This window comes from Paenibacillus oceani (genome assembly GCF_014705615.1).
GTDB classification, from domain to species: Bacteria; Bacillota; Bacilli; order Paenibacillales; family NBRC-103111; genus Paenibacillus_AB; species Paenibacillus_AB oceani.
Window position 1 is genome coordinate 25625 of record NZ_JACXJA010000037.1, and the last position, 25736, is coordinate 51360.

Annotated in this window: 21 protein-coding genes; 14 read left to right on the plus strand and 7 right to left on the minus strand. The window is 54.4% G+C overall.

The annotated features are described in order from the left end of the window. The first annotated feature begins 316 nt into the window (after positions 1-316). From IDH45_RS24070 to IDH45_RS24105, 8 genes are all read left to right on the plus strand, one after another. Positions 317-460 carry a bacteriocin class II family protein gene (locus tag IDH45_RS24070; protein ID WP_190930687.1) on the plus strand — a complete coding sequence of 48 codons (144 nt, stop codon included), beginning with the start codon at positions 317-319 and terminating at the stop codon, positions 458-460. A gap of 75 nt (positions 461-535) precedes the next feature. Further along, positions 536-3748, plus strand: coding sequence for a type 2 lanthipeptide synthetase LanM family protein (locus tag IDH45_RS24075; RefSeq protein ID WP_190930688.1), 3213 nt, complete (start codon positions 536-538; stop codon positions 3746-3748). After that, entirely contained in the window at positions 3745-5889 is a 2145-nt protein-coding gene (locus tag IDH45_RS24080; protein ID WP_190930689.1) for a peptidase domain-containing ABC transporter, read from the plus strand. The genes IDH45_RS24075 and IDH45_RS24080 overlap by 4 nt, the downstream gene beginning before the upstream one ends. A gap of 15 nt (positions 5890-5904) precedes the next feature. After that, complete coding sequence (locus IDH45_RS24085; RefSeq protein ID WP_190930690.1) at positions 5905-6426, plus strand: TlpA family protein disulfide reductase; 522 nt, start codon at positions 5905-5907, stop codon at positions 6424-6426. Then, positions 6423-6836 (plus strand): vitamin K epoxide reductase family protein, encoded by a 414-nt coding sequence (locus IDH45_RS24090; RefSeq protein ID WP_190930691.1) that lies wholly within the window; start codon positions 6423-6425, stop codon positions 6834-6836. Before IDH45_RS24085 ends, IDH45_RS24090 begins: the two co-directional genes overlap by 4 nt. 98 nt (positions 6837-6934) lie before the next feature. Continuing rightward, positions 6935-8659 (plus strand): sensor histidine kinase, encoded by a 1725-nt coding sequence (locus IDH45_RS24095; protein ID WP_190930692.1) that lies wholly within the window; start codon positions 6935-6937, stop codon positions 8657-8659. 14 nt (positions 8660-8673) lie between these two features. Further along, positions 8674-9429 (plus strand): response regulator transcription factor, encoded by a 756-nt coding sequence (locus IDH45_RS24100; protein ID WP_190930693.1) that lies wholly within the window; start codon positions 8674-8676, stop codon positions 9427-9429. A 32-nt stretch (positions 9430-9461) separates the two neighbouring features. Further along, positions 9462-11132 (plus strand): extracellular solute-binding protein, encoded by a 1671-nt coding sequence (locus IDH45_RS24105; protein WP_190930694.1) that lies wholly within the window; start codon positions 9462-9464, stop codon positions 11130-11132. A 127-nt stretch (positions 11133-11259) separates the two neighbouring features. Here IDH45_RS24105 and IDH45_RS24110 read toward each other — a convergent pair whose 3' ends face one another. Together IDH45_RS24110 and IDH45_RS24115 are read right to left on the minus strand one after the other, a co-directional pair. Continuing rightward, positions 11260-11880: a hypothetical protein gene (locus tag IDH45_RS24110; protein WP_190930695.1), complete on the minus strand. Its 621-nt coding sequence runs from the start codon at positions 11878-11880 to the stop codon at positions 11260-11262. A 265-nt stretch (positions 11881-12145) separates the two neighbouring features. Beyond that, a complete protein-coding gene (locus IDH45_RS24115; protein ID WP_190930696.1) occupies positions 12146-12361 on the minus strand; it encodes a hypothetical protein in 216 nt (71 codons plus the stop codon). 360 nt (positions 12362-12721) lie between these two features. Between IDH45_RS24115 and IDH45_RS24120 the strand changes: the two genes are divergently transcribed. After that, positions 12722-13372 carry a FusB/FusC family EF-G-binding protein gene (locus IDH45_RS24120; protein ID WP_190930697.1) on the plus strand — a complete coding sequence of 217 codons (651 nt, stop codon included), beginning with the start codon at positions 12722-12724 and terminating at the stop codon, positions 13370-13372. A 67-nt stretch (positions 13373-13439) separates the two neighbouring features. On the opposite strand, the gene IDH45_RS24125 is transcribed toward IDH45_RS24120, so the two are convergent. From IDH45_RS24125 to IDH45_RS24140, 4 genes are all read right to left on the minus strand, one after another. Continuing rightward, positions 13440-14060, minus strand: coding sequence for a class I SAM-dependent methyltransferase (locus tag IDH45_RS24125; RefSeq protein ID WP_190930698.1), 621 nt, complete (start codon positions 14058-14060; stop codon positions 13440-13442). Positions 14061-14093: 33 nt separating this feature from the next. Further along, positions 14094-14795: a DUF4386 domain-containing protein gene (locus IDH45_RS24130; RefSeq protein WP_190930699.1), complete on the minus strand. Its 702-nt coding sequence runs from the start codon at positions 14793-14795 to the stop codon at positions 14094-14096. 80 nt (positions 14796-14875) lie between these two features. Continuing rightward, positions 14876-15094 carry a helix-turn-helix transcriptional regulator gene (locus IDH45_RS24135; protein ID WP_190930700.1) on the minus strand — a complete coding sequence of 73 codons (219 nt, stop codon included), beginning with the start codon at positions 15092-15094 and terminating at the stop codon, positions 14876-14878. Between the two features lies 1 nt (position 15095). After that, the gene (locus IDH45_RS24140) at positions 15096-15542 is read right to left on the minus strand and encodes a hypothetical protein (protein ID WP_190930701.1); all 447 of its coding nucleotides are present in this window, start codon (positions 15540-15542) and stop codon (positions 15096-15098) included. Positions 15543-16063: 521 nt separating this feature from the next. Here IDH45_RS24140 and ppsA point away from each other — a divergent pair. After that, positions 16064-18679: a phosphoenolpyruvate synthase gene (gene ppsA, locus IDH45_RS24145; RefSeq protein WP_190930702.1), complete on the plus strand. Its 2616-nt coding sequence runs from the start codon at positions 16064-16066 to the stop codon at positions 18677-18679. Positions 18680-19054: 375 nt separating this feature from the next. Next, entirely contained in the window at positions 19055-20380 is a 1326-nt protein-coding gene (locus tag IDH45_RS24150) for an ABC transporter substrate-binding protein (protein WP_190930703.1), read from the plus strand. Between the two features lie 44 nt (positions 20381-20424). On the opposite strand, the gene IDH45_RS24155 is transcribed toward IDH45_RS24150, so the two are convergent. Then, positions 20425-21333 (minus strand): AraC family transcriptional regulator, encoded by a 909-nt coding sequence (locus IDH45_RS24155; RefSeq protein WP_190930704.1) that lies wholly within the window; start codon positions 21331-21333, stop codon positions 20425-20427. Positions 21334-21427: 94 nt separating this feature from the next. On the opposite strand from IDH45_RS24155, the gene IDH45_RS24160 reads away from it, so the two are divergent. The 3 genes from IDH45_RS24160 (at position 21428) to IDH45_RS24170 (ending at position 25699) form a co-directional block, all read left to right on the plus strand. Next, positions 21428-22921 carry an arylsulfatase gene (locus IDH45_RS24160; RefSeq protein WP_190930705.1) on the plus strand — a complete coding sequence of 498 codons (1494 nt, stop codon included), beginning with the start codon at positions 21428-21430 and terminating at the stop codon, positions 22919-22921. A 336-nt stretch (positions 22922-23257) separates the two neighbouring features. Then, positions 23258-23995 carry a hypothetical protein gene (locus IDH45_RS24165; RefSeq protein WP_190930706.1) on the plus strand — a complete coding sequence of 246 codons (738 nt, stop codon included), beginning with the start codon at positions 23258-23260 and terminating at the stop codon, positions 23993-23995. Between the two features lie 12 nt (positions 23996-24007). Beyond that, positions 24008-25699 (plus strand): vWA domain-containing protein, encoded by a 1692-nt coding sequence (locus IDH45_RS24170; RefSeq protein WP_190930707.1) that lies wholly within the window; start codon positions 24008-24010, stop codon positions 25697-25699. The last annotated feature ends 37 nt before the right edge of the window (positions 25700-25736 follow it).

Here is a 25736-nt window from a genome sequence, read left to right on the forward strand (position 1 = left end):
CGATTTCCTTGCATACACTCCAAATCGATTGCTTCATATTCCGTCATGTTTCTTGAAATTCCGACCTACCTTACCCGCCCGGTTTCCAGTTTAATTAGAGGTGTTGGTTCGCTCGCAGTTGTATGCGATCGGATCGAACGGCGGGGGGAAACGTTCCCGGCCGGTGAGCACTTCGAATCGCCGGCTAAGGAGCGGCCGCCGTCGAACGGTTCGCTGCCCGGCCCGAGGTGGGGCTGACGGGGCGCTTGCATCGCGAACCAGACGGGTTGTGTTTCACGGAAATTCCGACTACCGCGCATGAAAGGAGGTGAACAAGATGGAACAACTGACGAACGTCATCGACGTACTGTCCGACGAAGAACTGGCGGAAATCGCTGGCGGACAACGGTGCCAGGACTGCAGCGCGCTGAGAGAATTTTGCGGCAACGACTACACGGTCAATATTCTTTGTGATCCGTAAACCGCATTTCTTCTTAATCACCTGAAGACAGGGGGCAACCCCTGTCTGTATTCTTTTTACAAGGAGAGCATCTCCATGATCGATAGCATGAAACTGAGAAAGGCAACATACGCGCACGAACGAAAAGCCACGGTTCATACGACAGATTCCTCCGTCCCTTCCTCCCCTGTGCAGCAGTGGCGCGAGCGGACGGGACTGACGTCGGACGCGATCTTCTCCACGCGCCTGAAGGAAGACGGTTTAAGCGAAGCAGAATTTGCCGCCATTCTAGAGCAAGGCGACCAGTTCGAGGACGAGGGCGCTCCTGAATGGCAGCGGACGTTAAGCGGTATTTTGAGCCAAACGAGCATGAACCCGGCCGAGATCGACAGCTTGTCACCCGGTCCGTTCACGCCGTTCATCTCGCCTTTTCTTTACTGGTTGCGCCGGCGTCTGCTGGTGCGTTTTCGGGGATGGGAATGCGAATACGGGTATATGCCCGTCGACCGGGAACCGTTTCTGCGGGACGTCGTCGCATCGCTTGGCCGGCGTCTGATGCGTTTGGCCGACCGGGTGCTGATCGCCGAGCTTCATGTGGCTAAGCAGGCCGGCGCATTGACCGGCGATACGGGGGAACAGCGATTCCGTTCCTTTGTTGCGGGCCGGCTGACAACGATGCCGGATATCGCTGGTATGCTTCATCGTTATCCGGTTCTGGCACGATTGATGACCGAGCAGACGATGAATCACGAGAAGAACTGCGAAGAAATGACGGAGCGGTTTCTTCGCGACCGCGAAGAGCTGGAGCGCGTATTGGGGCAGGATTTTTCTCAACTCGTCGGCTGCAGCCGTTCCGGAGACGCTCATCGGGGGGGCAGAAGCGTGCACGTTCTCCGCTTTGCCTCCGGCGAAAGGCTGATGTACAAGGCTCGATCCCTGGCGGTCGACTCGGCGTTTCAGCGGCTGTTGGAGTGGGCGAACCGCTACGGGGCGGAGCCTCCTCTGCCGGTGTTGAAGATCGTCGACAGGCAATCCTACGGTTGGACGGAATACGTCCGTCACGAGCCGTGCGTCTCTCCGGAGCAAATCAACCGGTTCTACAGGCGGCACGGCCAATATTTGGCGTTGCTGCATATCGTTCATGCCGTCGATTTCCATTATGAAAACGTGATCGCCCAAGGCGAATATCCGTATCTGGTTGATCTGGAAACGATCTTCCATCGTTACAGCATGGAGGCGGAGGAACCGAACGAACACCCGACCGCCGCCCGCAAAGCAAGCGAACTGCTCAGACAGTCCGTGCTCCGCTCCGGCTTGCTCCCGTCCTATCGGCTCCGCTCCGGTTCCCTCGAGGGGATGGAGGTGAGCGGAATCGGCGCTTACGCCGGACAGACCTACGTGCGGCCGCTAACGAAGTACAAGGATATCGGAACCGACGAGATGCGTCTGGTCCGGGAGACGGCCCAATCGTTCAGCCCCGGCGGCAACCGCCCGTATTACGGCCGGGAGGAGGTCGGAGCCGAAGCTTACGCGGACGATGTCGCCGGCGGATTCAACCGGATGTACCGCATCTTGCTGGCGCAGCGGGAGCCTCTTGCCGCCGAGGACGGACCGATTCATGGATTCGCGAAGTGTCCGGTCCGGGTGCTCGTGCGCAATACGGATGTCTATGGCCAAATGCTGGAAGCTTCGCTGAACCCGGCATGCCTGGGAAATGGGCTTGCCCGCGTCCAGCTGTTCGATTTCATGTGGCGGATCGCGGAGGGCGCTCCGGCTCTCCTTCGGGTCATTCATTCCGAATGCGCCGATTTGCTGGACCACGACATTCCGTATTTCTCCTCGTTCGTAAGCTCCACGGATGTATGGGACAGCCGGGGTAAACGGATCGGCGGCTATTTCCCGCAGGACAGCTTGTCGATGTCGCTCGGACGGATCGGGCGGTTATCTGAAGACGACCGCGCGATGCAGGAGAGCGTCATTCGCGCTTCGATGCTGACACTGAAGCGATGCTGGGAACGTCCCTCCTTTGCCGCAGAAGCAGCGGATTCGGCGGCAAAGGAAACGCCACATGCGCCAAAGGCATTCGAAGCGGCGGCGGTGGCGATCGCGGAACGGCTCGCCTCTTCGGCTGTCCGGGGAGACGACGAACGGACCGTCACCTGGATCGGAACCGCGAAGGATACCGGGGGATTGCTGAGCTATGCGCCGATGGACGCGGGCCTATATAATGGAACGCTTGGTTTGGCGCTGTTCTTCGCTTATGCGGCCAAGGAAACGGGCGTTCGGCAATATCAGGAACTGGCGAGCGGCGCGGCGGAGACGAGCCGGGATTTTTTGCGTCTTCCAGGCGCCGTTCAGAAAGGCTCCGTGTTTTACGGCCTTGCTTCCTATCTGTATGCATCCAGTCATTTGTCCAGGCTGCTGGGGGACGATTCGCTGCTGGAGGATGCTATCGGAGCGCTGGACCGGTTCGACCGGATCGTCGCTCAGGACCGGAAGCTGGATCTCATGGCGGGCAGCGCCGGCATCTCCATCGGCGCCTTGCGATTGTACGAAGCGACCGGCGAGCGCCAAGCGCTCGGTCTCGCCGTGCGATGCGGCGAACATCTGTTAAGCCGCAAGGTCGTCTCGCCAGGCGGTGCAGGCTGGCCGAGCGAGCTGACCGAAGGCCGCATGCTGGCCGGATTTTCGCACGGCGCCTCCGGCTACGCCTACGCCTTCTCCGAGCTGTTCCGCGTTACCGGCGACGAACGCTTCCTGCAGACGGGACGGGAAGCGATCCGCTACGAGCGAAGCTTGTTTGTGCCAGAGGAAGGCAACTGGCTCGACCTTCGCTCCGACGCGCAGACCGGCCGCAATCCCGTCTACTGGTGCCATGGCGCGCCGGGCATCGTCTTGAGCCGCATCCTGACCGGCCGCGTATGCGGCGACGACCGGTTCGAAGAAGAAATCGGCGTCGGCTTGCGGACGACGCTTGCGCGTTGGCGCGGTTCCTCCAGCGTGTTGTGCCATGGGGACATGGGCAATCTCGATGTACTGCTTACTGCTGCTCTGGAGCGGAAGGACGATGGGCTTCGCCAAGCCGTGTATGAGCGGGCTTCGCTGGCGCTGGGCGATGCGGAGAAAAACGACTGGCTCTGCGACGTCCCTCCTGGTGCGTTCTCTCCCGGATTGATGACAGGCCTGGCCGGGATCGGCAATACGCTGCTCCGGCTCTCCAACCCGGCGCTGCCTTCCCTGACGGCGCTTCAGCCGCCTCCGGCCGTCATGGCGAAGCAGGCTGCCGGGATCGGGAGCGGTGCGTCATGAAGCTGCGAAGCCCAAGATGCATCCCGTTCATCGAGCAAATGGAACAGTCGGAATGCGGCGTCTGCTGCCTGGCGATGCTGCTCGGCTACTATGGCTGCCATGTGCCGCTGCACGAGCTGCGGGAGCGGGGAGGCGCCGGCCGGGACGGAACCAGCCTGCTTCTCCTGCGCGACATGGCTAGAGGATACGCGATGGAAGCGGCCGGCCGGCGGATCGGCATCGACGGGATCAGCAAGACGGATGTCCCGTGTATTCTTCATTGGGAGCATAATCATTTCGTTATACTGAAGCGGCTCGGGAAGCGCCGGGCGACGATCATAGATCCGGGCGTCGGCCGGATGAACATCCCGATCGGACAGTTTGCGGAGCGGTACAGCGGCGTCCTGATGACGATGAAGCCGGCAGCGGGCTTCGTCCCCCGCAAAAGACAGCCGATCTGGACCTCCTATTTCAAGCTGCTGGGGCGCCATTCCGGCCTCGTTTCACAGGTCGTCGTTATGTCGCTGTGGATTCAAATGCTGGCTCTGGCCGCTCCGATCTCGATCCGTGTCCTGATCGACGAGGTGATCCTGCCCAAGGAGACCGGATTCCTGCCCGCGATCGGCATCGGCTTCGCCGCTCTGGCATTCGTGCAGACGCTGTTTCTGCTGCTTCGGAGCCAAACGCTCGTCCTGCTGCAAAACCGGCTGGACTGGAGCCTGATGAGCGCATTCCTCGGCCGCCTGCTCCGTCTGCCGTATTCGTTTTTCCTGCTGCGGTCGAACGGCGATCTGATCGTCAGAGCCAACAGCAACCTGATGATCAGGGACATTTTGTCTAACCGGACGGTAACCGCCTTGCTCGACGGCGGCATGGTCGTTTTCTTCCTGCTGTTCATGCTGGAGAGGTCTCCCGCGCTAACGGGCTGGGTCGTGGTGGCGGGCGCGCTGCAGGCCGGCATATCGCTTCTGGCTCGGGTGCCGATCCGGCAGCTGTCGCAGGAGCAGATTCTGAAGCAGACGGCGGCGACTAATTCGTTTGTGGAGACGCTGCGCGGCATAACGGACGTCAAAGCCGGAGGCATGGAGTCGCTCGCCTACGAGCGCTGGGAGCGGTTGTATAAGCAGCAGCTCGACACACAGCGCAGAAGAGGGGTGTTGGAGGCAGGGGTGGACAGCGTGGTCGGCGGACTTAAGTTCGCGGCGCCGCTGCTGCTGCTCTGGCTGGGCACGAATGAGGTGCTGACCTATCGGATGACGCTCGGCGAGCTGTTCGCCTTTTTTACGCTTGCCGCCGCCTTTTTGACACCGCTGTCGACGCTTGTGACGACGCTGAACCATATGATAATGCTGGGGGTTTATTTGAACCGGGTGCTCGACATTCACCGGTCCAGGGAGGAGCAGGAGGACGGCGCGGCTGCGGCGCCGCCGCATCTGACGGGCAAGGTCGAGCTGCGGGGCGTAAGCTTCCGCTACTATCCCGGCGGTCCCGAGGTAATCCGCGATGTATCCGTCACGATCGAGCCCGGCCGGAAGGTGGCGATCGTAGGCGCATCGGGCAGCGGCAAAAGCACGCTGGCCGGCCTGCTGCTCGGTCTGTATGCACCTGCCTCCGGCGAGGTGCGGTTCGACGGCATCGACCTCGAACGCCTCGACAAACGGTCGCTGCGAAGCCGGCTCGGCGTTGTTACGCAAAGTTCGTTTATTTTCAATCGGACGATCGCTGAAAATATCGCCATTCACGATCCCGGCCTGCCCATGGAGTCCATCGTGCAGGCGGCGGTAATGGCGGGCATTCATGAAGACATCATGAAAATGCCGCAGCAATACCGGACGCTGGTGTCCGAAGGCGGAACGAACCTGTCCGGCGGGCAGCGGCAGCGGATCGCCCTGGCCCGGGCGCTCGTCCGCAATCCGGCTATCGTGCTGCTGGACGAAGCGACGAGCGCCTTGGACATGCGGACGGAGGCCGCCGTCGAGCGCAATTTGTCCCGGCTATCCTGCACGCGAATCGTCATTGCCCATCGCCATAGCACGGTCGCAGACGCGGACTTGATCCTCGTGCTGCAGGGCGGTAGGGTCGCGGAGGCGGGGAAGCACGACGAGCTGTTGGCTGCAGAGGGGCTTTATGCGGCGCTGTATCGGCAATTACAGCCTTGTTGAAGGAGGTTGGCCCAGATGCGGGTGTTGAAAATCGTGCTGCTGCTGGCGGCAGCTCTAGTACCGCTGGCCGGCGTCTATGTGTTGAACAATGCGACGCTCGTTGCGGAATGGCTTACCGATACGGGCGGGTTTCACACCGGTGAGACGCTTCCGTCCGTCACCGGTGAAGAAGTAGACGGCGGGACGATCGATACGGCCCGCTACCGGGGGATGAAGTTCGTCGCGATGATCGCCAAGATCGACTGCGAGTCGTGCAAAAGCTCGTATCCCGTGCTCCAGAAGTGGAGCGAGCTTTACCCGGAAACGCCTCTCGTCATGATCGGCGTAGGGGGGAAGGAGGCGTACGGCGAGGTCAAGCGCGATCTGCAATTTTCGTTTCCCCTGCTGGCCGCCGACAGGACCGCCCAGGACCGGCTGCGAATCAAGATTACGCCCGTCTTTTATGCGATGGATGAGCAGGGGACCATCATAGAGCGGATGAACGGCTACCGGGTAAAAGATTTTCAGAAATTCATGAAACGGGTCGGAGAAGCATGACCGGGCGGCATCGTTTGCATGTGCTGCGGGTCAGTCTTGCCGTGGCGGGAGCGCTGGTGTCCGTCTATATATTCGCGGCGAATCTGACCGGCGGGTTGTATTGTCCCATCGGCAGCTGCAGCGTCGTGAACGGCAGCAAGTACGCCTATATCGGACCGTTTCCGGTGTCGTTGCTCGGCATCTCCTATTATTTGCTCCTGATCGCCTGGCTGTTGCGCAGCCGCAAGGAGGAGGCCGCAACTCCGCTGTCCTTGCGGCTCTACCTGTGGGCGGGCTTCACTTTTTCTACGTATTTGACCGTCGTCGAGCTGTTCGTCCTCCATGCGGTTTGTTTTTGGTGCGTCGTCTCGTACAGCATTGTCACTGCGATGGCTTTGCTTTCCTTCCGTATGCCGCTGAGAGCCGGTTGATCAGGGCGATGTCGCCCTTGCGGCTTCGCCCCGGCGGAGGATACAGACGCATGCGCGTAGAATGAATTAAGCATCCCGATATGGCAGCGGAGGACGTTATGAAGCTTATTACCAAGGTCATCTGTCTGATCGTCATTCTGATGTCGCCGGTGATCGCCCTCTACGCTTACTCCAATGCGCAGAGCACGCGGCTTGTCGAGGAACAGCTTACGATCGCCAACCGACAGCGGCTTGCGATCTTCATGCACCAGATCGAAGCGGCGATGGAGCAGGTATCCCAATACTCGAATCTCATTTCACAGGACCCGGACTTCGCCCAATTCGCAGGCAACGTTATTCCGGCGAACGGGTACGACTACGCCATACTGTCCGACACGCTGCAGCGCAAGCTGTCGCTATTCAGCACCTCCAACGCCTGGATGAACCGGATCAACGCCTACTTCCCCGGCTCGGGACATGCCGTATCGTCGTATTCCTTGCTTCCTTACGACGAAGCTTACTTGCTCGACCAAGCGACGACGCGATGGACGTACCGGAACATTCGAGTCGACGGCGCTGACAAGATGGCGTTCACCCGTTTTTTTATCGTGCCTGCTTCCGCCGCCTCCGACATACGCAAGGCCGATGTAATCGTGGAGATCGACCTGATGGCGGACAACATCGAACGGCTGCTCGACAGCTTCAAGACGAAAGGCAATAACGATCCGTTCCTGTACAGAAGCGCCGGGGAGCTTGTGCTTAACGGCAGCGCCGAAGAATCGACCATTCGCAGGCTTATCGCGCAGGAAGGAAGCGCGATCGCAGCCGATCCGGCAGAGGGATACCGCTCCGTCTCGCTAGACGGACGGCGCTACCTGGTATACGGGCTCGTCTCTGCGAAGATCGGCTGGACTCTCGTCGATTACGTACCGCTGGAGACGATACTGGCTCCCGTTACGTACAGCCGGAATTTGTTCTATGTAACGGCCGGCCTGCTCATTCTGACGGGCGCGGGCGCAGCCTATATGATCTACTCGCAGGTCCAGCGTCCGATCCGCCAGCTCGGCGAAGGGACCGTACGGCTGGAGCGGGGCGATCTGAGTGCCCGGTTGCCGCCCGGCAATAACCGGGATTTTGCCGGGTTGTTCCGGCAGTTCAACCGGATGGCCGAAAAGCAGCAGCATCTGATCGAGAAGGTGTACCGGGAACAGTTGCGCGCGAAGGAAGCCGTGATGAAGCAGCTGCAATCGCAGATCAATCCGCACTTTCTGTACAACAGCTTCGCCTATATCGTCAGCATGGCCCAGATGAACCGGCTGGAACCGGTCGTCTCGATGGCGTACAGCCTGTCGGACTACTATCGCTACTCCACGCGCAACGAACGGCTGGATACGACGGTAAAGGAGGAAGTCGCTTTTGTACGGTCGTATATGGAAATTATGAACATGCAGCTGCGTAAAATCGGCTACAAAATCGACATTCCTCCCGGGCTGGAGGCGGTCGATATTCCGCGGCTGCTGCTGCAGCCTATCGTGGAAAACGCGATTATTCACGGCCTGGAACCGAAAAAGGGCGGCGGGTCGATTTCGATTTCCGGCCGGGCGGCGGACGGTATCGTCCGCTTCATGGTCGAGGACGACGGCGTAGGACTTGCGGACGAAACGCTCGAACGGTTGAACGCATCGCTTAAGGAGACGGAGCCGCCCGGGGACGACTGCGGATTGTGGAACGTCCATCAGCGGCTGACGCACCGGTACGGCTCTGCCGCAGGGCTGCTCCTGACGCGGTCAGAATCCGGGGGCGTACGGGTAACGCTCAGTTGGCCCGATGTGTCGAACCCATAACCGGAGGTGAAGCCATGTTATCGGCTCTTCTCGTAGACGATCACCCTCATCTGGTCGAGCATCTGTCGACGGTTATTCCGTGGGCGGAGCTCGGCGTCGCACAAGTGCACACCGGCTGCTCCGGAGACGAAGCGCTGGAGACGATCCGGAACAACCGGATCGATATTCTCGTTACGGATATCCGCATGCCCGGCATGGACGGCTTGCAGTTGATCGGTCAGGCGCGGGAGCTGCGGCCGGAGATCGGCTGCATCCTGCTGTCCGGCTACGGCGAATTCCAGTACGCGCAGAAAGCGATCGAGCTGCAGGCGTTTCGTTACTTGCTCAAGCCGGTGCGGCCGGACGAGTTCATATCCGTCATCCTGGAGCTGACCGGGGGAAGAGGCCGCACTTCGGATGCGGGCAAGGGACAGGCCGCAGAGCTGCGGCCGGCCGACAAGCACGAGGTGCAGCGCCGTCTGGTCGATTCGGTTCACGATTATGTGCGGCTGCATATCGGAGGCGATCTGACGCTGGCCGTTATCGCTGAGCACGTTTATCTTCATCCGGTCTATTTGTCGAAAGTGTACAAGGAGATCACGGGAACGAACATGAGCGAATTCATACTGGATGCGCGAATGGCCAAGGCGAGGGAGCTGCTCAAGCAATCGGGCTTGCGCATTTACGAAATTGGCGAGGCGGTCGGATACCGGAGCACGCAGCATTTTATCGCCGAGTTCAAAAAGTATGCCGGCTTGACGCCGAAGCAGTTCCGGGAAACGGCTGATTAACATCCCGACAAGAAAGGAATCCGGTGGTTCGAATGGCGCACAATCGCACGATCGTTATCGGCAGCCTGCTAGCCGTGGTCCTTGTGATCGGTGCTTATACCTATATGGCGAAACAGACGGCCGTACCGGCGCCGGCGACTTCGGCTGCGAATTCGGATGCGGAGCATCCGCCGCAGTCACCGATCGTCGTCACGACAGCCCGCGTACTTAGCGACAGCGATCTCGACAAGATGAAGGAGCCGGACACGATTGACGACAATCCGATTTCCCGCTGGTCGATCGCCAAATTGGGCATCGCCACCTCCAACATGTGGGTGCTGGCGGACGAGGCGGCGCTTGAGAAGAAGGTTCGGCTCGCGCTGACGGGAGAAGAGGAGCTTCCGGACGTGCTGCTGCTCAACAATCGCATTTTGCCCCGGCTGCTGGAAGAACTTGTCGCTTCCGGACGTTTCGCGGATATCGGCGAGTCGTTCGAACGGTATGCTTCTCCGCGGCTGAAGGAAGCGTATGCGCTAAATCCGGACGTGTGGAAAACGGTGCGGGTCGGCGGCAAGCTGTGGGGGCTGCCGCAAATTTCCGACGGGAAGGTAGGCGATCCGATCCTATGGGTCCGGCAGGATTGGCTCGACCGGCTCGGACTTGCCGTACCGACGACCCTGAACGAGTTAACCGCCGTGCTGGACGCCTTTACGAACCGGGACCCGGACGGCAACGGCAAGGACGACACGATCGGACTCGCGCTGGCAGGCAAAAACTCGCTGAACGGCTGGATCGGAGACGCCAGCTTCGTATTTGGAGCTTTCGGCGATCAACCCTATCAGTGGAACCGGATGCCGGACGGCTCGCTCGCTTACGGCTCCGTTCAGCCAGGCATGCGGGACGCATTGGCTGTGCTTGCCGAATGGTACGGGCGCGGCTATCTTCACCCGAATTTCGGAACCTATGACGAACAGAGTGCGTCTTCCCTGTTCGCGGAAGGGCAAGCCGGCATCATCTCCGGTCCGGGGTGGATGGGCGGCTGGCCGCTGTCGGAAGTGCCGCAAGGGCCGGACATGCCGGTGTTCAAGCCGATCCCGTTCCCGTCAGGACCGGACGGCAAAATCGGCCGGAGAGGGTCGAACATCTCGTACGGCAGCTATGTGTTCCGCCAAGGCTTCGAGCATATGGACGCCGTGTTCCGGTACTACGACGAGGTGTACGGCGCGTTGATTGAAGATCCGGCGTCGGATTTTTTACACGGATTCGCCGAGAATTACGACTACAAGCGGGTAGGGGGCGAGGTTCTTTACGATTTTCCCGGGAAAACGAGCACAATCTCCCGGCAGCTTCTCGTCGCGCTCGGCAGCACGCCTCCAGGCGTCATCCGCAGCGAAAGTATCGAACAGCGCGTCTACCGGGGGAAGATCGATACGCCGTACGAGAAGAGACTGGCCGCCACCAGCTCGAAATTATTTCTGGAAGGCAGCATCGTCAGCGACCAACAGCTCGCCTATGCCCGGAAGGACGAATTCGTGGGCGCTCCCGGACCAAAGATGAGGGCCAAATGGCCGGCGCTGCAGGATATGGAGAAGAAAGCGTTTCTGAAAATCGTCTACGGCAACGAGCAGCCGGATTCGTTCGTCCAATTCGTGAGGGATTGGCACGTTTACGGCGGAGAAGAAATAACGCGCGAGGTGAACGAGTGGGATCGGGCTAACCGGTGACGGCGGGGAGGGCGAATGTGCAACCGGCAGGCGTTGCAAAATCGGTCCGCCCCGCCGGCCCGTCCGGACGTCCTGCGCGAAGGTAGGGCGCGATTGACGGCGATTGGACTATGTCGGATCTATATATTTACAAGCAGCCGAGCTCCGCCAACATCCGGTTCCATTGCTGAAATGGAAACGAATCGTTCGCCGGGTTGCGCAAGGAATACGCATCTTCTCCCACAAAAACCCATCCGCAAGGCTCTTGATCGCTCCATTTTCCGGAACGGTCGTTCCAATAGGCTTCATCCAATTGCTTGCTTGATTCCAGCCATTCCTGTAATTCGTCCTCGGTAAACAGACCCGATGCTTGTCGCATACCGAACTCCCAAGCCGAAACCGTTTGAAACTCTGCCAAGCTTTCAATCCCTACAAATCTTCTTAGAAGCAATGCGGGAATCCAAGTTTCGATTTGATGCACGGCTACGATCCGATCCACAATCGCTAGTAATTCGTTAAATCTCATAACAGACGGATGGAAATGGGCTTCGTCATCCCAGGCGATTTCTATGTCTTCTTCCTTTTTATATTGATAACCGAGCGAAATATAAGATAAATCTTCTCCCGGGTCGAGAAGCAATGTATCCTGTGCGGTCAACCGAAAGCGGAGAGGGTTATCTTCAAGAAATTCGTAGGCGAATTCATCCTGAAGCTCCCAAAAGTATCGCTCCCAGAATGCTTTGGTGTACAACGCCTTATTCATTTTCAAAACGTTCACTACCTTCATTCGCTATTTTTGGGATTTAGAGCGGAGGTGTCATTCTAAGTATATATGTTCTTATCGTCCGAGCACAATTTATTCCAGGAGTGTGCTGTTACTAGTGGGGAAGGAGACGAATAGGAGTGGTTTGCATCCTTTATTTGGTCCGAGAACCGGTTTGGGCCTGGAATAAGAGTGTACGGGGTTGCACGGAAAAGGGACCGTCCGGAACGCTTTACCGGACGGCCCTTTTCCGATAGCCTATTAAACGCAGTTAATCCCAATACTTCACGGAAGCCGATCCGCTGAAGCTTTCGTATACGTAAAACTCTGCCTTTTTGTTGCCGCCGTCAACATAGCCGCCGATCCCCCGAAAGATCAGCGTATCACCAGGATAGAGCAAAAATTCGTGGCCGGTCACGACTTCGTCGTCCGCATTGCTCCCCGGATCGTATTCCCGGAGCTGATACCAGCCATGGAGTCGAGACAAAGCAGCTACCATTTTATTACACGGTTTTGTTCTCTTCGAAACAGAAGACGATTACAATACATGGAAGATTGGGTGAATCGCCGGAGCAGAAACCTCTGTGATCTGCCCAACAAGCGACCTGTCTTGAAAAAATCGTTTGATGGCATTATCATAATAGTTATGTATTCGGGAGGTGGTAGACCATGGCAAATCATGTTGCCGGGACTAGCTTAACTCATGCAAAGCCTGCTTATCGGGGCGATTCTTTGCATGGGGCGTAACAATCGAGATCACATCGCCCAGGCCGAGCTTATATCGTTTCTAATCGTGGGCTTTGCACCTTATTGCAGTTTTATCAAAAGATAAGGGGCTGAGTACGTCATGAACGGACCATTCATTAGAAATCATCAGTATAATTTTATTAAAAAGCAAATCGGCCATCTGCAGCGCACGAACCAAACCGTTTCCGATCGCAAAGTCGTAGAATCCGTCCGGACTGACACGGAAATGAAGATTATGGAGCTGTTTCCGGATGCGGAAGGGAGCCGTAGAGAGCTGTTCGGCAGCATTCCCGCGCTTCAAACCGCGGAGGATTGCGAGCAATATCTCCGGTCATTGGAACCCTTTATGACGAATTTTCCGGAGGTTACGGAAAATCAGATCAGGAAACTATTTCCTAAAAATAAAAAGCTGCCGATTCCTGATTTGACCATAGATTACCGGTATTTGACCTACCTCGGATGGATTAGCATTTCTACGGGGAAAATGTTCCTGGTGTACCCGCTAAACGGACAAATCGTAGGGGTTGAAGGGAAGTTTACGCCGACGAACAAAAAAGGTGTCTGCTTTTTATGCAACAAGCATGATGAGCTTGCGTTATTTACCGCGGTATCCAAAGCGAGGCCGGCTCATTCTTCACCGGATTATTACAAGGCGGTTGGCAATTACTTGTGTCTGAACAGTCAGGAATGCAACAAGAACATCACGGATGTCGCAGCGCTTGAAAGATTTTTACAAGACGTTTTGAAATGACGAAGAGAGCTGCTGCGGCAGCTCTTTCTTCTTTTTCGCGCGCCTAGCCAAGCTAGGCACAACTAGGTCAGATCTTCCTGGCAGCAATAAAATATTCCTGAGAACTCTTCTTCAGGCATTCCGTTTCGACAATTGAAAAATTGCCTTTCACAAAGGTAGCGACTAAATTGCGGATTTGAAATGGTTTTATTTCCGGCACTAAACCGACTCTACCAACAACGGATAACAAGTGTTTTAGAAAACCTTTTTCTCCCACGCATGGTGTTGCCGAAATTAGCAATCCTCCCGGTTTCAACAGTTCATTCATTCTTTGCATTGCGAGATGTTCATCTTCTAGCACGTGCAGAACATGGAAAACCAGGATGACATCAAAGAAGCCGTTCTTAAGCCGTTCATCAAAAAGGGTCGAGCGAGCGTAGGTTATATTCGTAAAGTTGCACGCTTTTGCCTTTTCTTCGGCAATTGCTATCATCTTAGAAGAGATATCGATCGCACGAATCTCTTTCATGTATGCCGCAAGTTCATTGGTAATCCGCCCAGTACCGCAGCCAAAATCCAAAACAACGTCGCTTATCCGAAGATGCGTCTTCGTTCGTTGCAGGATATCGATGGAAGTCTGTTTATCCTTCATCTCGATTTGGTCATATTTACTTGCTGTTCTGTCCCAAAAACGTTTTGATTTGTTCATTGAGCAACACCTTCTATTCCGGAGCGTTCATCTTCATATGGATGCCGCGTCCGGCTTCCCCCGGTTGAACCCTTTCAGGATTAGCCATATCGCCAAAACGAATTGTTGCAAGGCGATCGGCAGGTTCAACGTCATGTAGGTTGCATCCAGACCAATGAAGCGAATCATGAATAATAAGCTGGCCAGTATGGACAGAGCAGATCCGACAAGTCCGGAGGCCGACAACCAGCGTGGAACCCATTTTGTTTGGTACAACAGGCAGTTTAACATGAACAAAGCTGCAACAAATGACAGCGTCGTTGCCACATGATTCACCAAATCGCGTCCTGTCCTTAATAATTCGCCTACGGTTGGGATCGAGGAACCGCTCAGAGCTCCAACTATTGCAAATTCGTGGCTTACTGTCAATAACAACAGAAGAAGAAGTACACCCAGTATCAGGAACATACCCGAGATGATGCCGAAAGCCACAGAACCAAGCGCCAACCCTTTATTTTGCTTACAAAATATCGGATACATCACAATAGGAATACCCACATAGGCAACAACCATTCCCAATTGGAAAACTGCTCCCAGCAGCACTTGGTTTTCATTGGCAGAAGTCCGGGTAAGGTAGTCGGCTGCATCTATTACAGGGACCACGCTGAATATCCCCGTAACCAACCCGGCTATGAGTAACACCCCGGCAAGTCCTGCTGCCGATCTTCCGCCTGAATGTGAATGCTTGCTCGGCATATAAAACCTCCTTTGCCTACTGATCTCTGGCGGATGTTCGCGGGACGTGCGAATGAAGAGGTTTTATGTTAGCCCGCGGTTTACTGCTTATCCTCATATTGAAAGACCTCTTCGATGGACTTTCCGAAAACACGTGCGATACGAAAAGCCAGCTCCAGGGAAGGGGAATAATTTCCTTTCTCGATCGCAACAATCGTTTGTCTAGTGACCCCGGCCTTATCTGCTAATTGCTGCTGGGTCATCTCGTTATGATGAAAGCGAAGATTTCGCAACTGGTTACTGATCGCATCCTTTCCCATGTCAAACTCCTTTTCTGTAAAAGTGTAATTGAGCGATGCGTCCCATCAGATCGGATAAGAAGCCGAAGAAAATCAGCACAAGAAACGTTACGTAAGTCGGAAGTTCAGTAACGAGAGGAATCATGGCTAATATAAACCCGAAGAAAAACACATAAAGCGAAATCCGGTCTGCCTTCAACTCGATGATCTTATCGAACTCGTCTTCGAAAGAAGGCTCGTCTTCGTTCGTGGCGATCTTATTAAAGATAACAAACCCGATATGAATGATAATCTTAGCTGCAATCGAAACAGGGAGCAACACCAGAATAAAGGAGCCCCAAAAATGGAAGTCGCTGTCCGAAGTGATGCTGCCTGCCTCGGCATTTTGAATCGCGTATAACGTGTAGAGGGTGAAGATGACAATACTGCTGATCATGGACACCATAATTTTCTTTTCCTGATAGGACATAGAGACCTCCTGATATAGAATTAATTAACAAAATGTATACCAATCTATACATAATGTAATTAAAATTAGATTACATGTCAAGTTTAATTTACATAAAATAGCCATCATCAGGCAGGTTCACGCGGGACTTGGCAAATCGACTCCATCAATCCATCCGAATCAGGGAGAAGAGGTATATAACATGAGTGGAATAAAATAAGGGGGGATGACTTGTAACGACCGAGCGAGGAACAATCAATCCTTTGCATATAACGCTGCAGCGGGCGATCGGTAGGGCCTGGATTTTAACGGATGGCGGCAAGCTGGCTGTTGAAATATTTATGTAACGAACAAAAAAGAACCTGGGCACGCTCTCCAGGTTCTTTACTATTGCACATAAACAAACACAATGATATAATCAGCTTACAACTTTTTGTTGTTTTTCAGACATAATTATCTTATCTTACACTCTAATCGTACCACGCCGGTGAACTCTTGTCAAATGTTTTTTTCTCAATTTATTGGGTCAGGAGAGATGCTGAATGAGTTCGTTAGTACTCGGAATCCAGGAAATCGGAAACACGCAGCTTTCGCTAGTCGGGGGAAAAGGATTGCATCTAGGCGAATTATCCAAAATGGAAGGAGTGCATGTACCGGAAGGATTTTGCGTTACAACGGAAGGCTATCGAAAAGCTATCGAACATAACGAAACGTACCAGGCGTTGCTGGATCGACTCACCCGGCTAAAAGTAGAGGATCGGGATCAGATTGGTGAAATCAGCGGAAAAATCCGACAAATCATTAGGGAAGCCGAAATTCCCTCCGATGTTGCGGAAGCGGTGACTGCCTGTCTCTCCCGATATGGCGAGGAACATGCTTATGCGGTGCGTTCCAGTGCGACGGCTGAAGATTTACCGAATGCCTCTTTTGCCGGACAACAAGACACCTATTTAAATATCATCGGCCTAGAAGCGATCTTGCACCATATCAGCAAATGTTGGGCTTCCCTGTATACGGACCGCGCGGTAATCTACCGTATGCAGAACGGGTTCGACCACAGGCAAGTATATTTAGCCGTTATCGTTCAAAGGATGGTTTTTCCGCAAGCTTCGGGAATTTTATTTACCGCTGATCCGGTTACCTCCAACCGGAAACGGCTATCCATCGATGCCGGTTTCGGACTTGGAGAAGCATTGGTCTCCGGCTTGGTATCTGCCGATTGTTATCAAGTACAGGAAGGGGAAATTGTCGATATAAGGATAGCAGCCAAGAAATTGGCTATCTATGGACGCAAAGAAGGCGGAACAGAGACCCGGCAGATCGATCCGGAACAGCAGAATGAACAAACACTTACTGATCCGCAAATTTTACAATTGGCACGCATCGGAAGACAGATCGAAGTTTGTTTGGACCGCCCGCAAGACATCGAATGGTGTCTGGCGGATGATACATTTTATATTGTCCAAAGCCGGCCCATCACGACATTATACCCGATCCCTGAAGCGGATGATGAAGAAAATCACGTTTATTTATCGGTAGGTCACCAACAAATGATGACAGATGCCATGAAACCGCTGGGATTGTCCTTTTACCTGCTAACAACTCTTGCGCCTATGCGTACAGCCGGTGCAAGGTTGTTTGTGGACGTTACACCGATGCTGGCTTCCCCGGCCTCCAGGGATGCCCTGGTAAATACACTGGGACAATCCGATCCGCTCATAAAAGACGCACTTACGACTATAATCGAGCGAGAAGGTTTTATAAAATCGTCACTGTACCACACCAGACAGCAAGGCCCCGCTAAAAGTAATCAAGCTGTTCAGGCTTGGGCTTCTCAACCACAAATCGAAAACGATCCGACGATCGTTTCTGATCTGATTCGGCGCAGTTTGTCATCGATCGAAGAGCTGAAACAAAACATCCAAACGAAATCAGGACCCGATTTATTTGAATTTATTTTGGATGACCTCCAGCAGTTAAAGAAGATATTATTCGATCCGCAAAGCACGGCTGTCATTATGGCTGCTATGAATGCTTCCTCATGGATCAATGAAAACCTGAACGAGTGGTTAGGTGAAAAAAACGCGGCCGATCCGCTTTCTCAATCTGTGCCGGGCAATATTACTTCGGAAATGGGACTGGCGCTTTTGGATGTCGCAGATGTGATTCGTCTCTATCCGGAAGTCATCCATTATTTACAGCATGTAAGAGAGGATGACTTTCTGGATGAACTGGTTAAGCTCGATGGTGGACCGGAAACCCGGGAAGCTATCTGCGATTATTTAAGCAAATACGGAATGCGATGCAGCGGAGAAATCGATATTTCAAAAACACGTTGGAGCGAAAAACCCATTACGCTGGTCCCCCTGATTCTCGGTAACATCAAAAACTTCGAGCCTCATGCGAGCGAACGGAAATTCGAGCAAGGACGACAGGAGGCTTTGAAAAAAGAACAAGAGATATTGGAACGGTTGAAGCAACTGACGGATGGCGAACAAAAAGCAACAGAAACCAAAAAAAGGATCGACCTGATCCGGAATTTCATCGGGTATCGGGAATATCCCAAATACGGGATGGTTAATCGCTACTTCATATATAAACAGGCGTTGCTGAGAGAAGCCGCACGTCTCGTACAAACCGGCGTTATCGAGGAAAAAGAAGATATATACGATCTTACGTTCGAAGAACTTCACGAAGCCGTACGTACAAGTAAACTGGATTACCGGATCATCCGCAAACGAAAAGACGAGTACAACTTATATGAAAAGCTAACTCCGCCGCGTGTGATCACTTCTGATGGCGAGATCATAACAGGGAAGTATAACCTGGAAAATCTTCCATCCGGAGCTATTGCGGGTCTGCCTGTTTCTTCCGGAGTTATAGAGGGGCGGGCGCGTGTGATCTTAAACATGGAAAATGCCGATCTGGGAGATGAAGATATATTGGTTACCTCCTTCACCGACCCCAGCTGGACAACTTTGTTTGTATCGATAAAGGGCCTCGTCACCGAAGTGGGCGGGCTGATGACCCACGGGGCCGTTATCGCACGTGAATATGGCATACCGGCCGTCGTCGGCGTGGACAATGCAACCCAGCTAATCAAAGACGGACAGCGAATACGCGTGCATGGGACAGACGGGTATATCGAAATTTTGTAGCTGCGCCCCTTCCTAGTCGAGCCGGCAAGTGTCGAGCCAAAGTACCCATTTCCTTGCACGCACCAACGTACCGGTTTGCACGTCAAAGGACCGTCAGGTGATTTTCCTGACGGTTTTTCGTATTCAAAGGCAGTTTCCTTTGCCGTAAATGTTCATGAACGAAAGCGCCAACAAGCAGTTATGTTGAGCTAACTAATATATCCGTCCGTAAGAAATGTCAAAAAGACAGAATCTTTTGCAATGGGAGCCGTCCGCTGCCCCATGATAAGATAAAGAAGAACGAAGGAGCGCGAGATGACCCATTGTAAGCGCTCTTATCGTGACCGCTGTTGCCCGGGGGCAGCGTCAAACTAAAGTCTGGGGGGATTCGAGAAGATGATTTCAATACCAAAACAACGAATAGCTGGTATCGGCGCAGCCGTTTTGCTAGCATCGGTTGCCGCAGCTTGTGGTGCAAACGGCGGGGGGGCCGGCAGCGCTTCTTCAAAGCCGTCATCGGAGGAGCGGGCTGCAAGCAAAGAACCGGTAGAAATCGTCTTTTACTCGCCTCAGGCGGGACGTACGCCGGAGCAGTTCATGCGGGAGAACGGGAACGATATTAAAGAGAAGTTCCCTCACGTAACGGTCAAGTTCATCCAGTATGCGAAAGGAACCGAAACGGCCGATTTGCTCGCGTCCGGTCAGCCGATTGACATCATTATATCGTCGACATCGACGATCAATGAGCTGGTCGACTACAATTTGCAGTACGACATCACGGAGTTGATCAAGAAGCATAAGTACGATCTGAACCGCCTGGAGCCGTCGGCGGTGCAATTTATGAAAGAGTACGCGGGGGGCGGCATGTACGGATTGCCGACTCGGTCGAACACCTTCCTGCTGTTCTACAACAAAAACTTGTTAGATAAGTTCGGCGTTCCGTATCCGAAAGAAGGCTCGACATGGGACGATATTTACGAATTGGCGAAAAAGATGACTCGCGTCGATAGCGGCACGCAATATTTCGGACTCACGACCTCGTATTCGCATATGATTACGAACAATCAGCTGTCTGTACCGTCCTACGATACGAAAACGGACAAGGTGATGCTCGAGGACGACAAATTCAAGGCGGTTGTGAACAATTTCGCCCGCTTTTATCAGATCGCAGGCACGCAGTTCGTCAACGACCTGCTTACCAAACACGCAGACTTGTTCAAAAAAGACCAGACTGCGGCGATGTATGCGTATTACGGCAGCGACATGATTGGATACCCCGCCACGTTCGACTGGGATGTGATCCCGATGCCTTACTTTAAGGAAGCGGCAGGAGTGGCGCCCCAGCAATCGCCCGCCTTTTTCAGCATTACGGGGATGAGCAAGCATAAGGATCAAGCGTTCGAAATTATCGCGTACTTGACGTCCGACGAATTCCAGATGAAGCAGTCGATGGAAGGCACCCTGCCAACCGTTACGATCCAAACGGTGCAAAGCGCCTACGCGCAAAACCAACAGATGTATAAAGGGAAAAACATCAAGGCGTATTTTTCGGAGAAAACGGCGCCGATTTCGAACAAGGACAAATTGAACAGTATTGCAGCAGGAAAAGCGAACACAGCATTCAAGGAAATCGTAACCGGCAGCAAAGATTTGAACACTGCGCTGAGGGACGCCGCGGAAGCCGCAAGGGCAGACATCAACGCGGAAAAAAGCAAAAAGTAAGGGCACGCTCTCCGATCCGAAAAAACGCCGCGACATCGGTATCGTCACAACGATATCGCAGAGGTCGCGGCGTTCCGGAATTGCAGAGGGCTCATTCCTTCTACTTGGCTGAAATAGCGGCTGAGCTGGCTTTGCTCGCCGTAGCCTATTTTTTCGGCAATTTCTTTAATCGTGCAGGATGAATGCACGAGCAATTCTTTGACCAGCTGAATTTTGGCTTGGCGAACGTATTCGAGCGGGGATACGCCGAGTGTTTTGACGAATAAATGGCTAAGATGACTCGGGCTCAAATGCACATGTCCGGCCAGATCGCGCAGACGCAAAGGCTTGTCGAGATGAAGGCGGACGTAGTCGCACACTTTCATGACCCGATGATCGAAGCGGAGCGGTTCGCGGGGCAGGTGCTTTCTCATAATCGACAGAAACTGCTTCAGCCATCCGTAAAGAGCGCCTTGCAGTCCCAAAAAAGACAGGGAGATGTCGGTATGAATCATGTGCGTGTGATCGCCTGCGGGCGGCGCTTCCCGCTTCCGGGCTGTTATAAACTCGCCGAGCGAGTCAAACGATCTAACCACATTTCGCCATACGTCCGTAAACGGCTGTACTTCGGGAGAACCGGTCCAGTTTGTGTACGGAGGCAGCCCATACAGCGTGACCAGATCGAGGCTGCCGATTTTCAAGTCGACGCACAGCGATAAGTAGCGTATGCTTTCGTTTTCGCCTTGTTGTAACCCGATCGTCGTATTGGGCGGGAACAGGAGCAGATCGCCGGGCTTCGCCGTTAGTTCGCGTCCGTGCACGGTCATACTCCACGTGCCTTCGTACACAAGCCAAAAGATCGTGTGCGGAAACCGCATGTCGGACGTGTACGTCGAGGGCTTGTACATATCCCGGGCCCACCACACTTTGAACTGCAAATAATCGGTGTAGAACGAGTCGCTGAGGATGAACATTAGGCGAAGTCCCCCTTTCTACGTAATACTTTATCACAGATTATCGCCGTCGTGTGAATACGGCGTTCACCATGCGGACAGGAGAAAATGGAGAATGAACAAACCGAATGTACTGCTCATCATGACGGACCAGCAGCGCTGGGACACGCTCGGCGCAAGCGGCAATCCGGCAATCGAGACCCCGGTTCTCGATGCGCTCGCCGGCGAAGGCACGGTTTTCGCTAACGCATACTCGTGCACGCCGTCGTGCATCCCCGCGCGCGCCTCGCTGCTGACGGGAATGGACCCGTGGCATACAGGCATCATTTACTCGGCGGGCGGCGGCATTGCGAAAGGGATGGGCGGCGGATTCGAACATACGCTGCCGGGAGAACTGGCGAAAGCGGGCTACCATACGCAGGGTGTAGGCAAAATGCACTTCGAGCCGCAACGGGCGCTTAACGGTTTCCATCACACCGTACTGGACGAATCCGGAAGAAGAGGCGATCCTTCATTCGTCTCCGATTATCGGAAATGGTTCGAGGAACGGAAGACGGGAGACTACGGGTATATCGATCACGGGATTTCGTGGAATTCATGGATGGCCCGCCCTTACCATGCGCCGGAGTTTTTGCACCCGACGAACTGGACCGTGAACGAATCGATCCGATTTTTGCGAGCGCGCGATCCGGAGAAGCCTTTTTTTCTGAAAACGTCGTTCGCCCGACCGCATTCACCGTACGACGCCGTTCCGTATTATTTCGACCTTTATCTGGGGAAAAGCTTGCCTGAGCCGTTCATAGGCGACTGGTCCGCAGAGCACGACGTGCCGGGCCTTCAAACGGAAGCATGGAGGGGGAACCGGTCCGCCGAGGAAATACGTCGGGCGCGCGCCGGCTACTATGGCAATATCAATCATATCGACCATCAAATCGGCCGGCTGTTTTATGAAATGAGAGAACTTGGCGTATATGACAATACGGTCATTATTTTTACGTCGGACCATGGAGATATGCTGGGCGACCATCATTTATGGCGAAAAACGTATGGCTACGAAGGCTCCGCGCATATTCCGATGATCGTCCGTCTGCCAGCGGCGCTGGCTCGATTGCAAATGCGCAAGGTGGATCGGGTCGTCGGTTTGCAGGACATTATGCCGACGATATTGGAAGCGGCCGGTTGCAGCGTCCCCGGGACGGTGGACGGCGCAAGCATGCTGCCGCTCATCCGCGGCGAGAAGACCGGATGGCGGCCTTATATACACGGCGAGCACGGCGTCTGCTACTCGGAGCTGCAGGAGATGCATTATTTGACCGATGGCCATTGGAAATATATTTGGCTTGCCAGACGGGGGAGGGAGCAACTGTTCGATCTTGCCGCCGATCCGGGCGAATGCGCCGATTTGGCAAACAATTCGGAACATCGCGAAGAGTTGGGCCGCTGGCGCTCCCGGCTCGTCACCTTGCTGGAGCCTAGAAACGCCGGCTTGACGGAAGACGGGCAGCTCGTAGGCCAGGCAGGGAAGTCACGCATCGTACCGCCGAAATTCAACGAACGAATGGAGCGGTGGGACCGACTTCGAGCCGGACATGGGAGCTCGCATCCATAAAACAGAAGGATTCGGAAGGAAGCGAAGCAAATGAAACGTATCGAATGGTCAACCTTGTTAACATCGTTCTCGGCTTGAAACAAAACCCTCACTAGTACAAGCAGCGAAAGACTAAGAGGAATTTGCTGTCTGGATGTCGATACGGCGTATAAAAAAAGCTTGGCGAAACTGCCAAGCTTTTTTAACGTATAGTGAAACAAGGGCCGCTGAAAAAGGAAAATGAGGGAAAATGTCGAATGTTCTCCATAAGTTCTATCCTTTTGGCGGCACTCCGGCTTTGCCCTGTGTCAGGTTCAGGCGCGGACGTTTCTTGAAGGGGTAAAGGGGGTGTAACGATTGACTGGGAGCAAATACATAAAACTAATCGGACTGATTGCGGGCGTCGCTGTTCTCAATATTGTTGTATTTTCCCCCGGATTCGCGGGCCTTGCGATCGGCGGAAGCGCTCTCGCCACCGCTTCCGGGGTCACCTTGCTGGTGGCCAGCGCTCTGGCGCTGCTGTACGGGAGCTACGTTCTGCTGGCCCGTCAGCCCGAAGCGATACCGGTCAAGCAGATCCGTTCGCACGAGGACTACGCGGAAGCATTAACCCGCTACGCGCGCATCAAACCGCTTGAGGGCGATATCCGGTTCTCTCTGGAGCAGCTGGAGCGGATCCGGAAAAAGAAAGAAACGCTTCTGGACGTCCTGAACCAGCGGTTCGAATCGGGCGAGCTTAGCTACAAAAAGTTCGCTTCCGTCATCCGCGAGGTCGAAAAACTGTTTTACCTGAATGTGAGAAGCGTATTGAACCGGCTCCATGTGTTCGACGAAGCGGATTTTGCAACCGTGATGGCGCAGAAAACGACGCGTTATTCCAAGCAGCTGCTCCAGGAAAAAACGAATTTATACAACGAATTTCTGTCGTTCCTGAAGTATTCGCTGGACAACAACGAGGAAATTTTGTTAAAGCTGGATAAGCTGCTGCTGGAAATATCCCGCCTGGACAGCTTCGAGCCGGGCGACATCGAGAATATGCCTTGCATGCAGGAGATCGACTCGTTAATCAAGCAGACCAAATATTATAAACAGTGAGAAGGTGCTGGATTGGCAAAGAAAAAAAACAAGTTTTACTTGAGCGCGCTCCTGATCCTGGCCTTCGTGTTCGCCCTTGTCTATGTAGGAGTCAATCTGACTTCCAATCTTGGCAAGTCCAAAGCCCAGGTTACACTCGAAGACGCGGCCAAGCAGCTGAGCAAGCTATACGCCAATATCGAGGTAAAGAATGAGCCTACGGTTAAAGGCCAAATCGACCTGAACCCGATCGATGTTGCCGGATCGCTGCCGGACATCTCGAAGTTCCCGGTCACGGTAAACAATTCGACGAACCAGTTCGTGGAAATCTTCTCCTCGACCGAAAAATCGGGCACCGGGGTGGACGGGTGGCTGACCGACGTGGCGGCGGAGTTCAACAAAGAGAATATCATGGTGGGCGGCAAGCCCGTATCGGTTAAAGTGCGCAATATCGCCTCCGGGACGGCAACGGACTATATCAAATCGGGCAAGTACGTGCCGGACGCCTTCACGCCATCCAATGAGCTGTGGGGCGAGATGGTGAAAGCGAGCGGAGTCAAAGTCCAAAAGGTAACGGACCGCCTCGTCGGCAATGTGCCGGGGATCGTGATTGCCAAGTCCAAATACGACGCCCTTATGGGCACGTACGGGGCGATCAACGTCAAAACCGTAACGGAGGCGATTGCGGACAACGAATTTTCGATGGGTTACACCGATCCGTTCGCCAGCTCGACCGGCCTGAACTTTCTCGTAACGGCGCTGAACACGTTCGACAGTTCCAATCTGCTCGGCGACAAGGCTGTGCAAGGGTTTGAGAAGTTCCAGGCGAACGTGCCCTTCATCGCGTCGACGACGATACAGATGCGCGATGCGGCCAAATCCGGCGCGTTGGACGGGTTCGTGCTGGAATACCAAACGTACGTCAACGCGGCTGATCTAAAGGGCGGCTACGTATTCACGCCTTTCGGCGTCCGGCATGACAGTCCGCTGTACGCGCTAGGCGATCTGCCGCAAGAGAAGCTGGACATTATTCAGAAATTTGCCGAGTTCGTTACGCAGGAAAAGTACCAGAAATCCGCGAAGGATAAAGGCTTTAATAGTCTCGACGACTACAAGCCAGAGATGGCCGCGGTGGACGGCAGCCTGCTGTCGGCGGCCCAGAAGCTGTGGAAAGAAAAGAAAAACGTCGGCAAGCCGATCGCCGCGGTGTTCGTCGCCGACGTTTCCGGCAGCATGGCGGGCGAGCCGCTGAACCGCTTGAAGGAATCGTTATTGAAGGGTCAGAAATATTTGGGCAGAGAAAATAGCATCGGGCTTATCTCCTACTCCAGTGACGTTTCCGTCCGGCTTCCGATCGGCAAGTACGATACAAATCAGCAATCGATGTTCGTCGGGGCGGTAAACAGTCTCCAGGCGAGCGGGGGGACGGCTACGTTCGATGCGATTGTCGTGGCGATGAAGATGCTGCAGGACAAGATGGCCGAAGATCCGAATGTGAAGCCGATCATTTTCGTGCTGAGCGACGGCGAGACGAATGAAGGCTATTCGTTGAAAGACATCAAAGGACTGATCGAAGGATACGGAGTGCCGATCTACACCGTCGGCTACAATGCCAATATCAAGGCGCTGCAAAGCATTTCGAGCATCAACGAGGCGGCCAGCATCAATGCGGACACCGACGACGTTATATACAAGATCGGAAACCTGTTTAATGTGCAAATGTAACTTGGGCGATCCGTCTACTATACCGGGGGAGGAATAC

What these genes read in the sequence shown, in the direction of transcription:
- IDH45_RS24070 (WP_190930687.1), top strand. Translation starts at nt 317, where the DNA reads ATGGAACAACTGACGAACGTCATCGACGTACTGTCCGACGAAGAACTG.
- IDH45_RS24075 (WP_190930688.1), top strand. Translation starts at nt 536, where the DNA reads ATGATCGATAGCATGAAACTGAGAAAGGCAACATACGCGCACGAACGA.
- IDH45_RS24080 (WP_190930689.1), top strand. Translation starts at nt 3,745, where the DNA reads ATGAAGCTGCGAAGCCCAAGATGCATCCCGTTCATCGAGCAAATGGAA.
- IDH45_RS24085 (WP_190930690.1), top strand. Translation starts at nt 5,905, where the DNA reads ATGCGGGTGTTGAAAATCGTGCTGCTGCTGGCGGCAGCTCTAGTACCG.
- IDH45_RS24090 (WP_190930691.1), top strand. Translation starts at nt 6,423, where the DNA reads ATGACCGGGCGGCATCGTTTGCATGTGCTGCGGGTCAGTCTTGCCGTG.
- IDH45_RS24095 (WP_190930692.1), top strand. Translation starts at nt 6,935, where the DNA reads ATGAAGCTTATTACCAAGGTCATCTGTCTGATCGTCATTCTGATGTCG.
- IDH45_RS24100 (WP_190930693.1), top strand. Translation starts at nt 8,674, where the DNA reads ATGTTATCGGCTCTTCTCGTAGACGATCACCCTCATCTGGTCGAGCAT.
- IDH45_RS24105 (WP_190930694.1), top strand. Translation starts at nt 9,462, where the DNA reads ATGGCGCACAATCGCACGATCGTTATCGGCAGCCTGCTAGCCGTGGTC.
- IDH45_RS24120 (WP_190930697.1), top strand. Translation starts at nt 12,722, where the DNA reads ATGAACGGACCATTCATTAGAAATCATCAGTATAATTTTATTAAAAAG.
- IDH45_RS24125 (WP_190930698.1), bottom strand. Translation starts at nt 14,060, where the DNA reads ATGAACAAATCAAAACGTTTTTGGGACAGAACAGCAAGTAAATATGAC.
- IDH45_RS24130 (WP_190930699.1), bottom strand. Translation starts at nt 14,795, where the DNA reads ATGCCGAGCAAGCATTCACATTCAGGCGGAAGATCGGCAGCAGGACTT.
- IDH45_RS24135 (WP_190930700.1), bottom strand. Translation starts at nt 15,094, where the DNA reads ATGGGAAAGGATGCGATCAGTAACCAGTTGCGAAATCTTCGCTTTCAT.
- IDH45_RS24140 (WP_190930701.1), bottom strand. Translation starts at nt 15,542, where the DNA reads ATGTCCTATCAGGAAAAGAAAATTATGGTGTCCATGATCAGCAGTATT.
- ppsA (WP_190930702.1), top strand. Translation starts at nt 16,064, where the DNA reads ATGAGTTCGTTAGTACTCGGAATCCAGGAAATCGGAAACACGCAGCTT.
- IDH45_RS24150 (WP_190930703.1), top strand. Translation starts at nt 19,055, where the DNA reads ATGATTTCAATACCAAAACAACGAATAGCTGGTATCGGCGCAGCCGTT.
- IDH45_RS24155 (WP_190930704.1), bottom strand. Translation starts at nt 21,333, where the DNA reads ATGTTCATCCTCAGCGACTCGTTCTACACCGATTATTTGCAGTTCAAA.
- IDH45_RS24160 (WP_190930705.1), top strand. Translation starts at nt 21,428, where the DNA reads ATGAACAAACCGAATGTACTGCTCATCATGACGGACCAGCAGCGCTGG.